A 10,471-nucleotide genomic window follows, 5' to 3' on the forward strand; every position below is an offset into this window, starting at 1 on the left:
CCCGGGTCCGCTAGGCCAGCGGAACCGGCCCGATGTCGGCGCCGGCGGACGCGCGCGTCCCCGGGCGGACCGGGCGCCGCGGAACCGGGCCGATATCGGCCCCGGCACGGCGCGACCCATCACCGCTCATCGTCCGCTCCACCGGCTAACCCTGAACGCCGAGACGTTCAAAGATCAGCTCGCGGACCCGACCGGCGTCGGCCTGCCCGCGGGTGGCCTTCATGACCCCGCCCACGATGGCGCCGGCGGCCTGGACCTTGCCGCCGCGGATCTTCTCGGCCACCTCGGGCTGGGCTGCCAGCGCGGCATCGATGGCTTCCAGCAGGGCGGAATCGTCCGACACCACGGCTAGGCCGCGCTTCTCCACGACCTCCTCGGGCGTGCCCTCCCCGGCGAGCACGCCGTCGAGCACTTGGCGGGCCAGCTTGTCGTTGATCTTGCCGGCCTGCACCAGACGGTCCAGCTCGACCACGGTCAGCGGGCTCACGCCCAGTTCCGAAGGTTCGAGTTCGGCTTCCTTGGCGCGACGGGAGATTTCACCCATCCACCACTTGCGGGCCACGGCGGCGGAGGCTCCGGCGGCAATGGTTTCCTCGATCGACTCCATCACGCCGGCGTTGACCACGTCGCGGAATTCGGCGTCGGAATAGCCCCACTCTGCCTTCAGCCGCTTGTGCCGTTCGGCCGGCGGTTCGGGCAGCCGCGAACGCAGTTCTTCGATCCACTCTTCGGTGGTGACCACCGGGACCAGGTCCGGTTCCGGGAAGTAGCGGTAGTCATCGGCGTCGGACTTGGGCCGGCCCGCGGTCGTGGAGCGGGTGTCCTCGTGCCAGTGGCGGGTTTCCTGGACCACCTTCCGGCCGGCGTCCAGGACCGCCGCGTGGCGCTGGATTTCGAAGCGGACGGCACGTTCCACCGCACGCAGCGAGTTCACGTTCTTGGTCTCGGAGCGGGTGCCAAACTGCTCCGAGCCCTTGGGCATCAGGGACACGTTCGCGTCGCAGCGGACGTTGCCGCGTTCCATCCGCGCGTCGGAGACGCCCAGGTTCTTGACGATCTCGCGGACGGCGGCCACGTAGGCGCGGGCCAGTTCCGGAGCACGGGAACCGGCTCCGACAATCGGCTTGGTGACGATCTCCACCAGCGGAACGCCGGCTCGGTTGTAGTCCACCAGCGAGTACTCGGCGCCTTGGATCCGGCCGGTGGCGCCGCCCATGTGGGTGAGCTTGCCCGCGTCCTCCTCCATGTGCGCGCGTTCGATCTCCACCCGGAACACTTCGCCGTCTTCCAGCTCGATGTCCAGGTAGCCGTCGTAGCAGATCGGGTCTTCGTACTGGGAGGTCTGGAAATTCTTCGGGGTGTCCGGGTAGAAGTAATTCTTCCGGGCGAAGAAGCAGGATTCGGCGATCTTGCAGTTGAGCGCGAGCCCAATCAGGATCGAGTACTCCACCGCCGACTTGTTCACCACCGGCAGGACGCCGGGCAGGCCCAGGTCCACCGGCGACACGTTCGTATTCGGCACATCGCCGAACGCGTTCGGAGCGGCGGAGAACATTTTGGTCTTCGTGTTCAGCTCAACGTGGACCTCAAACCCGAGGACCGGGTCGTACTTCGCCATCGCCTCTTCGAAGGAGACCAACTCTTCTGTTGCAGCCATTTACTTCACACCTCCGAGGACAGGAGCCTGAGCCAGCAGCGGGCCGCCCCACTGGGCTTCCAGCAGGTTTTCAAGACCGGCGCCGGCGCGGTACAAACGGGCATCTTCACGGGCGGGGGCCAGGAACTGGATCCCCACCGGCAGCCCGTCGGTCAGGCCGCCCGGCACCGATATGCCAGGCACTCCGGCGAGGTTGGCCGGAATGGTGGCCACGTCGTTGAGGTACATGGCCATCGGGTCGTCCAGCTTCTCGCCCAGCTTGAACGCGGCCGTCGGCGCCGTGGGAGAGACCAGCACGTCGACGGTCTCAAACGCCGCGGCAAAGTCGCGCTGAACCAGCGTGCGGACCTTCTGCGCCGAACCGTAGTAGGCGTCGTAGTAGCCCGCAGACAGGGCGTAGGTGCCCAGGATGATGCGGCGCTTGACCTCGTCGCCGAAGCCGGCGGCACGGGTGGCACCCATCACGCGTTCGATCGTCATCGGGCCCTCGGCCGGCAGCACGCGATGTCCATAGCGGACGCCGTCGAACTTGGCCAGGTTGGAGGAAACCTCCGAGGGCATGATCAGGTAGTAGGCGCCCAGCGCGTACTTGAAGTTCGGGCAGGAGACCTCCAGCACCTCGGCGCCGGCCCCGCGCAGCAGTTCCAGGGCCTCGTCGAAGCGGGCCTGCACGCCGGCCGCGTAGCCTTCGCCCTGCAGTTCCTTGATCACGCCGATGCGCATGCCCCGCACGTCGGCGTTCCGGGCGGCCTCGACCAGCGCGCCCACCGGGTCGGTCAGCGAGGTGGAGTCGGCCGGGTCGTGTCCGCCGATGACCTCATGCAGCAGCGCGGCGTCCAGGACCGTGCGCGTCACCGGACCGATCTGGTCCAACGAAGACGCCATCGCAATGGCGCCGTAGCGGGAAACTCCGCCATAGGTCGGCTTGACGCCCACCGAACCGGTCACTGCGGCCGGCTGGCGGATGGAACCGCCGGTGTCGGTGCCCAGCGCAAGCGGTGCTTCGAAAGCGGACACGGCAGCCGCAGAGCCGCCGCCGGAGCCGCCGGGGATCCGGTCCAGGTCCCACGGGTTACGGGTGGGACCGTAGGCCGAGTGCTCGCTGGAGGAACCCATGGCGAATTCGTCCAGGTTGGTCTTGCCCAGCATCGGCATGCGCGCCGCCCGGATCTTCTTGACCACGGTGGCGTCGTACGGGCTCATCCAGCCCTCAAGGATCTTCGAGCCGGCCGTGGTGGGCTGGCCCACGGTGACGATCAGGTCCTTGATCGCTATCGGGACGCCCGCCAGGGCATGCAGCTCTTCGCCGGCGGCGCGGGCTTTGTCCACGTCCGCCGCCACCGCGAGCGCCTCGTCGGTGTTCACGTGCAGGAACGCGTTGAGGTCGCCGTCGACCTCGGCGATGCGGTCCAAATGCGCCTGGGTGACCTCCACCGAGGACACCTCCGAAGCGGTCAGCATCTCGGCCAGCTTGGCCGCGCTGTGGGTAATCAGTTCGCTCATGGGTGCGTCTTACTCCTCGTCCAGGATCGCCGGAACTTTGAACCGGCCGTCGGCCTGGTCCGGTGCGTTCGCCAGGGCAAGTTCCTGGCTCAGCGTCTCCCCCACCACGTCCTCGCGGAACACATTGTTCAGCGGGATCGGGTGCGAGGTCGCCGGAACGTCGGGGCTGGCAACTTCCTGGACGGACTTGATCGAATCGACAATGACGTCGAGTTCGCCGGCCATCTTGTCCAGTTCTTCGGCGGTCATCTCAATGTGGGCCAGCCGCGCCAAATGCGCCACCGCCGCACGATTGATCTCAGACATGAGTCTCCTACGCGGGTGGAATGCTTTTCCTTTTCAGTCTACCGGCGCAGAAGGGTCGGGATTCGCCAGGGAATGCCGAGGGACCATCCCACGGCGACAGCCTCCGGCTTCCCGGCGTCCGGTCTTGGGCTGCGCGATCCGCAGGCACAGCGGGGGGACCACGGACTTGAGCGTTTCGGCTCACTTCCTGTGCCGCTTTATCGTTGACCGCCTGACACCGGGCACCTAGAATGTGGCACGCGCTAGGGCCCAGGCCGGGCCGTCGGACTTCCGGCGGTCTGCCGGAGTCCTTCGCGGCGAGGAGACCCCATGCGTCCGGCTCGGCTGGCTGCCATCGCCCTGACCGCTCTGCTGCTGCCGTGCTGCAGCAGCGCGGGGCAAGGCTCGCCCGCCCCGGCGCCGCACACCTCGGCGGGCCCTACTTCCATGACCTCTCGCGCGCCGGCCGCACCGCCGGTTGCGTCACCACCTGCCTCCGACCCGGCCGCCGCCGCGCCCCGGACAGCCGGCAACTCCGCGGAAAGCGTGAAATTCGCGGCGGCCGGGGACTTCGGCTTCGACGAAGGTGCCGCGCAGGTGCTGGAAGCGATGGCGGAAAGCGGCTCCCGGTTCGGCCTGGCGCTCGGCGACCTGTCCTACGGCCTTCCCGGCACCGAATCCGGGTGGTGCAGTTTCGTCACCGACCACCTGGGGCCGGATATCCCCCTGCAGCTGGTCGCCGGAAACCACGAAAGCGACGGCCGGAACGGTTCGATCGATGAATTCGCGCGCTGCCTTCCTCCCCGCTTACCGGGTGCCCACGGCGCCTATGGGCGCCAATGGTTCGTGGACATCCCCCAGCGGGACCCCCTGCTGCGGCTGATACTGATTTCGCCGGGCCTGGAGTTTCCCGAATCCGGCCTTTGGGACTACGCTCCCGGCACCGACCACTACCGGTGGACGGCCGCCGCCATAGACTCGGCCCGCGCAGCGCACATCCCGTGGGTTGTGGTCGGTTCCCACAAGCCCTGCCACTCGGCGGGCGCCTACGAGTGCGATCCCGGTTCCGCAGTGACGGATCTGCTGCTGGACAAAAAAGTGGACCTGGTGCTGCACGGCCACGAACACCTCTACCAGCGGACACACCAACTCGCCCTGGGGCCGGAATGCCCGTCGCTGCTGCCCGCGCACAGCGATAATGCCTGCATCTCCGACACCGACGCGGACTTCGTGTCCGGTGCCGGCACGGTCTTCGCGACGGTCGGCACCGGCGGACAACCGCTGCGCGACATCAACGGTTCCGATGCCGAGGCGCCCTACTTCGCCGCCTACTCCGGCGCAAACGCCGAGCCCGCGCACGGGTTCGTGGAGATCGAGGTGACCGAAAACTCCCTGATGGCCACGTTTGTGGGCGCCGGCGGCGCAAACTTCACCGATTCGTTCACGTTCAGGAAACCCTGAGCACGCGCTGCCTGCAGCGTAAGTTCCTGCGGCTGCTAGAGGCGTTTGACGAAGACCAGCAGCCGGATGTCGGTCCCGGGTACCGGCCAGTCGCGCTCCGGCACCCGGTCGAATCCCAGCGACTCATACAGCCGGTGCGCCGCGGTCCAGTCGCTGCCGGTGGTCAGGCTCACGGCGTTGATGCCCGGCAGCGTGCGCGCGTACTCCACGATGGCGTCCACGAGTGCCCGGCCGACGCCCGAGCGCTGCAGCCCCGGATCCACGGCCAGCATCCGGAACTCCAGTTCCCCCTCCCGAGCGATGTCTGCATACTCCCCGCCGGCCTGGGCCAGCGTGACCGCCCCGGCCACCTTTCCGCCCCGCTCGGCCACCCAGATCTCGGCATGCCGGGCCCGGTGCGCCACGTCGGAAACGTGCACCAGATACGGGTGGTCGGCTGCCGGGAAGTGTCCCGCGGCCAGGTACGCCTCGCGCGTCAGGCGCTCCACGTCGTCGAAATCGGTAGCGGTGGCAGGGCGGATGGTGATCTGCATGTGCTTGGGCGGTGTCCTTGCGGGTAGTAAACGTACGACGGCGGGGCTTGCCTGACCAGTTTCCCGCACCACGGGCGGTGCGCGCCAACACGGTTCAGGCCGGGCCGCCGGCCGGCCGTCGCGCCGACGGCCCGGCCGCCGGACGGGGCATGGGCGGAAGCAATTCCGGATTGACCCGCCGCTGCAAGGCGGCGACCGCCTCGGCCGGCAGCGCCAACAGGCCGTCGAGCTCCTTGCGGGCGCGCGCGTAGGCCAGCTGCCGCTCGGCGGGCGTTGCCGCCCTATCCACCGCGATGGTCAGCAACCGGCGCGCGGTGTTCAGCCGCAGCCGTTCGGGGCCGCTGAAGTGCTGGTCCTGAATGCGGCGGGCCTCGCGTTCGGCGATGTCGAAGGCGACCTCGTAGGCCCGCACGGCCTCGCGGTATTCGCGCAGCCGCTCATCGGTGGCAACTTCCGCAGCGGTGACCGGCCGGAGCCCGTCGGCGGTCCGCTTGGCGCGCAGGAACGCCACCGTGAGCGGCTCGCGGACATCGGACATCATGGGAAAATCGATCAGCTTGGCCACGTCCAGCTCATAGTCCAGCCAGCGCGCGTTCACCGCATCATGGTCGGCCATTACCGCCGCGGTGTCGCGGAGCCGCTGCTGTTCGGCGGCTGCGGCGGCACGCAGCCGGTCGGCCTCGCGCCGCGCGGCCTCCGAGCGTGCGCTTTCGTTGCGCCGGCCGCCGCGGTTCCAGCCCTGGCCGCGCCGGGTCCGCCTGGCACGCTGTCCAATACCGGAGACCACGGCGAAACCGACCCAGATGAACCACCAGGGGAAACCGTCGGCAAAGAATTCGTTCATGGCTCACCTCGCACATCCATCGTCCCATGGCGGGTGATGCCAGTCACGATAGTTTCACGAGACTGCGGGAGAACGGTTTGGGCCCGCGTGGTGCTGCCAGTATCCATCTCCCCGCTGAGAGCGGCCTATAACGTCGAGAACGCTGTATATCGTCGAAACCGGCCGATAAAGCCGCACGCCGGGACGATAAAGGCCGCTTTCGCGACGCCCGTGCAACTACCCCGCTGGGGGCCCCGGCGTCGGCGCGGTTATGCCGCGTCGGCACACGTTCCGCCCCTCGCGCGGCTACGGCTGCCCGGGGCCGTTGGCGCGGCGGTGGCCGACCCGGTAGTCGCTGCCGTCCGGCTCGCGGTCCAGGAAGCCGTCATCGACCAGGGCACGGCGGAGCATCGGCACATCGGAGGTGAACGCGGCCAGCCGGGCGTTCAGGTCCTTCTCAGCCATGACCTCGCCTCCGGCGATGACGCGGTCGCGGATGTAGCCCAGCAGTTCCAGCCGGTCCGAGGCGCGGGACGGCAGCACCACCAGCCCGCCGGTGAGAAACCTTTCCGGCCCGGCCGGCCCGGGTTTCCGGGCCGCGGCCAGCGCGGCCTTGAAGACGCGCGACTCGACGGCGAGGGCCCCGCCGTCGTCCGTCACCAGGCCGGAGGCAACCAGCTTCTGCCGTTCCTTGAGGGTCATCTCCGGCTGTTGGCCCAGCACCAGGGCGGCATAGAGCCCGCGCAGCCGCTCGCTGGCCAGGGCGGAGAGCAACTGCTGCCAGCTGGCGGCGGGCCCTGGCCGCTCCCCCGTCATGCCGTGCCGGTTTCCAGCAGCCGGCGGAAACCGTCCTCATCCAGCACTGTCAGGCCCAGGGACTCGGCCTTGTCCAGCTTGGTCCCCGCGTTCTCGCCGGCCACCACATAGCTGGTGTTCTTCGAGACGGAGCCCGAGGCCTTGCCGCCGCGGATGATGATCGCTTCCTTGGCCTCGTCACGGCTAAAGTTCGGCAGCGTACCCGTCACCACCACGGTCAGCCCCTCCAGGGTGCGGGGCATGCTCTCGTCCACCTCGTCGGCCATCCGCACGCCGGCGGCGGCCCAGGCGTCGACAATCCCGGCATGCCAGTCCTCGGCGAACCACTCTTTCAGCGCCGCCGCGATGGTGGGACCGACGCCGTCGACGTGCGCCAACTGGTCCTCGCTGGCGGCCCGGATGGCGTCCATCGAGCCGAAGGCCGTGGCCAGGGCGCGGGAAGCGGTGGGACCCACGTGCCGGATGGACAAAGCCACCAGGACGCGCCAGAGCGGCTGGGTCTTGGCCTTCTCCAGCTCCTCGAAGAGCTTCCTGGTGTTGGCCGTGGGAACCGAGGGCTTCTTGGCGGTGCCCTTGGTGTAGAAGTAGGGCACCAGCTCGATCTCGCCGGTGGGCACCCCCTTATCCTTTTTCTCGCGCCGGATCCGCACGTCGGCCAGGTCCTCGGGCCTGAGGCTGAAAATCCCGGCCTCGTTGGTGAGCGGAGGCTGTTCGGGTTCGGCCGGCCGGGTCAGCGCGAACGCCGCCTCGTAGCCCAGCGCTTCGATGTCGAAGGCGCCGCGGCCGGCCAGATGGGCCACCCGCTCGGTCAGCTGCGCCGGGCAGGACTTGGCATTCGGGCAGCGCAGGTCGACGTCGCCCTCCTTGCCGGGAGCCAGCGGGGTGCCGCACGAGGGGCAGTCGGTGGGCATCACGAACTCGCGCACCGGCGGATCCTGCGCATCCCGCAGCGCCAGCACCGGGCCCACGATCTCCGGGATGACGTCGCCGGCCTTGCGCAGCACCACGACGTCGCCGATCTTCACGCCCTTGGCCTTGACCACGTCCTGGTTGTGCAGCGTGGCCATCTCCACGGTGGAACCGGCCACCTTCACCGGCTCCATCACCCCGTACGGCGTCACCCGGCCGGTGCGGCCCACGTTCACCCGGATGTCCAGGAGCTTGGTGTGGACCTCTTCCGGCGGATACTTATAGGCCACGGACCAGCGCGGCACCCGCGAGGTGTGGCCCAGCGCGCGCTGCAGGCCGAAGTCGTCCACTTTGACCACGATGCCGTCGATTTCGTGCAGCAGGTCGTGGCGGTGCTCGCCGTAGTGCTCGATGAACTCCAGGATCTCTTCGTAGCTGTCCACGACCTTGAAGTAGGGGCTGGTGGGCAGCCCCCATTCCTGCAGCAGGGCGTAGGTCTCCGATTGGCTCTCGGCCTCGAGCCCTTCCCGGGCGCCGATCCCGTGGACGAACATATGCAGCGGCCGCTCGGCCGTCACCTTCGGGTCCTTCTGCCGCAGCGAGCCGGCCGCCGAGTTCCGCGGGTTCGCGAACGGCGCCTTGCCGGCCTCCACCATCCGCTCGTTCAGGGCCAGGAAGTCCTTGGTGGGGATGAAGATTTCGCCGCGGATCTCCACCTCGGCCGGGATGTTGCTGCCGGAGAGCCGGCGCGGGATGTCCGCGATGGTCAGGGCGTTGTGGGTGATGTCCTCGCCGGTCGTGCCGTCCCCGCGGGTTGCGGCGCGGATGAGTTCACCGTTGCGGTAGAGCAGGTTGACGGCCAGGCCGTCGATCTTCACTTCACTGAGCCAGCGCAGCTTCCTGCCGTTGCCCAGGTTGGCCACCGACGCCGTGGCGCGGTCCACCCAGGCCTTCAGTTCGTCCAGCGAAAAGACGTCCTCCAGCGAGTACATCCGCTGCAGGTGTTCCACCGGGGCGAAGGCGGCCGAGACCTCGCCGCCGACTTCCTGCGTGGGCGAGTCGTTGGCCACCAACTCCGGGTGCAGGGCCTCGATTTCCTCCAGCCGCCGGTACAGCCCGTCGAATTCGGCGTCCGAGACCAGCGGGGCGTCCTCGTTGTAGTACGCGTAGCGGTACTTGCGGACGTCCTCGGTCAACTGCTCGTACTCGTGGCGGATTTCGTCGCTGGGAATCCCGCTGGCAGGTGTTTCGACTGTGCTCACCTGACTATCTTGCCCGAGAAGCGCGGTTCAGGCGACGACGGCGGTGCTCGCGTGCCCCGGGCGGACCGGCGGCCGCTCAGTCTTCGGCGTCCGGCCGTTCGTCGAGCAGCGGCAGGTCGGCCGCGGTGACCAGATGGGAGGTGACGGCGTGCTCGACCAGCCGCGCGCGCCGGTTGGTGGCGAGCTTTCCGCCGCCGCCGCGCAGTCCGGCGACGCCCACCCGGTCCAGTTTGTCGCAGACGTTGTCCAGCTTGCGGTTGAACTTGGTCAGGGGCCAGCCCAGCCTGGCCGCCGCCTGCGAGGACGACGGAATCGAGCTGAGCCCGGTCCCGTCACGCTTGAGCATCGGCTCGGCCAGGGCCAGGATCAGGGCCTTTTGCGACGCGGTGAACACCACCGGGCCGATGGTGGTCTCGCCCACGGCATCCGTGTCCCGGTGTTCCTGGCGGAAGGACGGTGTCTTCACGTGGACCGACAGCTCATAGGTTGTGGGGCCGGCCGTGAAAACGATGTTCGTCTGGCTGAAGACCATCGGGATCCGCGCTCCCGGCGCCAGCCATGCCTGCATGCCCCCGGTGGAATCGGCGATGGTCGCGGAGATCAGGGAACCGACGTTTGCCAGCCACCAGATGCCGTCGTAGTGGGCGATCTGCAGGAACTTGCGGTGCAGGTAGGGGTTGTCGTCGATCTCCAAATCGCCTTCGCGCCCAATGGTGAACACGTCGTCGTTCGTGGCTTCGTACCATTCGCCGCAGAACTCAATGCTCACATCCGCCACCGCTAGCCCCCTTGTCTGCGCCGGCCAGGGGTCGGCGCGTGATTCATCGTTCCAAACCTACCCGCAAAAGCCACGCAGTCCGGGCAGCTACTGATCCGCGCAACCGCGGACCGGATCCGAGGCCCGGCCGTTGGCCCGCACCACCACCACTTCGATGCAGGTGCGGTCGTTCTGCGCCAGCGGCACGGTCGCCTCGGGCTCGCCGGTGCGCTCGGGCTCGCCCCGGCCCAACGCGGTAACGGGCGTCCAGATGAACAGGTCGCCGTCCCGCGGGTCAGGATTGGTCCAGCTGAAGACCGCCTCGCCGCCCCCGACCCGGCCGGCCAGGTCCTCGGGCGGCACCACGTTGCCGGACAGGCCCTCCAGGGCGTTCGCCGGCGGCCGGCTGACGGGGGCCTCGGCCACAGCAGCCTCCGGTGCGGGCCGATCGAGCACGACGGCGAC

General features: G+C 68.7%; 9 protein-coding genes and 1 pseudogene. 1 reads left to right on the plus strand and 9 read right to left on the minus strand.

The window, feature by feature from the left end:
- Positions 1 to 145: 145 nt before the first annotated feature.
- The 3 genes from gatB to gatC are packed head-to-tail and all read right to left on the minus strand — an operon-like array spanning position 146 to position 3,466.
- The gene (gene gatB, locus AC5RUH_RS08090) at positions 146 to 1,657 is read right to left on the minus strand and encodes an Asp-tRNA(Asn)/Glu-tRNA(Gln) amidotransferase subunit GatB (protein WP_494002512.1); all 1,512 of its coding nucleotides are present in this window, start codon (positions 1,655 to 1,657) and stop codon (positions 146 to 148) included.
- Complete coding sequence (gene gatA, locus AC5RUH_RS08095; RefSeq protein WP_494002513.1) at positions 1,658 to 3,160, minus strand: Asp-tRNA(Asn)/Glu-tRNA(Gln) amidotransferase subunit GatA; 1,503 nt, start codon at positions 3,158 to 3,160, stop codon at positions 1,658 to 1,660.
- 9 nt (positions 3,161 to 3,169) lie between these two features.
- Positions 3,170 to 3,466 (minus strand): Asp-tRNA(Asn)/Glu-tRNA(Gln) amidotransferase subunit GatC, encoded by a 297-nt coding sequence (gene gatC / locus AC5RUH_RS08100; protein WP_493977642.1) that lies wholly within the window; start codon positions 3,464 to 3,466, stop codon positions 3,170 to 3,172.
- A 309-nt stretch (positions 3,467 to 3,775) separates the two neighbouring features.
- On the opposite strand from gatC, the gene AC5RUH_RS08105 reads away from it, so the two are divergent.
- Entirely contained in the window at positions 3,776 to 4,906 is a 1,131-nt protein-coding gene (locus AC5RUH_RS08105; RefSeq protein ID WP_494128315.1) for a metallophosphoesterase, read from the plus strand.
- Between the two features lie 35 nt (positions 4,907 to 4,941).
- Here AC5RUH_RS08105 and AC5RUH_RS08110 read toward each other — a convergent pair whose 3' ends face one another.
- The 6 genes and pseudogenes from AC5RUH_RS08110 to AC5RUH_RS08135 form a co-directional block, all read right to left on the minus strand.
- A complete protein-coding gene (locus AC5RUH_RS08110) occupies positions 4,942 to 5,439 on the minus strand; it encodes a GNAT family N-acetyltransferase (protein ID WP_494128316.1) in 498 nt (165 codons plus the stop codon).
- A 94-nt stretch (positions 5,440 to 5,533) separates the two neighbouring features.
- The gene (locus AC5RUH_RS08115; protein ID WP_494128317.1) at positions 5,534 to 6,283 is read right to left on the minus strand and encodes a hypothetical protein; all 750 of its coding nucleotides are present in this window, start codon (positions 6,281 to 6,283) and stop codon (positions 5,534 to 5,536) included.
- Between the two features lie 285 nt (positions 6,284 to 6,568).
- Complete coding sequence (locus tag AC5RUH_RS08120) at positions 6,569 to 7,078, minus strand: DUF2087 domain-containing protein (RefSeq protein WP_494128318.1); 510 nt, start codon at positions 7,076 to 7,078, stop codon at positions 6,569 to 6,571.
- Complete coding sequence (ligA, locus tag AC5RUH_RS08125) at positions 7,075 to 9,249, minus strand: NAD-dependent DNA ligase LigA (protein ID WP_494128319.1); 2,175 nt, start codon at positions 9,247 to 9,249, stop codon at positions 7,075 to 7,077. The genes AC5RUH_RS08120 and ligA overlap by 4 nt, the downstream gene beginning before the upstream one ends.
- Before the next feature lie 76 nt (positions 9,250 to 9,325).
- Positions 9,326 to 10,027, minus strand: a complete 702-nt coding sequence (locus tag AC5RUH_RS08130) for a hypothetical protein (protein ID WP_494023743.1) — start codon at positions 10,025 to 10,027, stop codon at positions 9,326 to 9,328.
- 87 nt (positions 10,028 to 10,114) lie between these two features.
- Positions 10,115 to 10,471, minus strand: a pseudogene (locus tag AC5RUH_RS08135) (serine/threonine protein kinase); the annotation flags it as partial.

This window comes from Arthrobacter sp. Y3223166, assembly GCF_059090935.1.

What these genes read in the sequence shown, in the direction of transcription:
- gatB (WP_494002512.1), bottom strand. Translation starts at nt 1,657, where the DNA reads ATGGCTGCAACAGAAGAGTTGGTCTCCTTCGAAGAGGCGATGGCGAAG.
- gatA (WP_494002513.1), bottom strand. Translation starts at nt 3,160, where the DNA reads ATGAGCGAACTGATTACCCACAGCGCGGCCAAGCTGGCCGAGATGCTG.
- gatC (WP_493977642.1), bottom strand. Translation starts at nt 3,466, where the DNA reads ATGTCTGAGATCAATCGTGCGGCGGTGGCGCATTTGGCGCGGCTGGCC.
- AC5RUH_RS08105 (WP_494128315.1), top strand. Translation starts at nt 3,776, where the DNA reads ATGCGTCCGGCTCGGCTGGCTGCCATCGCCCTGACCGCTCTGCTGCTG.
- AC5RUH_RS08110 (WP_494128316.1), bottom strand. Translation starts at nt 5,439, where the DNA reads ATGCAGATCACCATCCGCCCTGCCACCGCTACCGATTTCGACGACGTG.
- AC5RUH_RS08115 (WP_494128317.1), bottom strand. Translation starts at nt 6,283, where the DNA reads ATGAACGAATTCTTTGCCGACGGTTTCCCCTGGTGGTTCATCTGGGTC.
- AC5RUH_RS08120 (WP_494128318.1), bottom strand. Translation starts at nt 7,078, where the DNA reads ATGACGGGGGAGCGGCCAGGGCCCGCCGCCAGCTGGCAGCAGTTGCTC.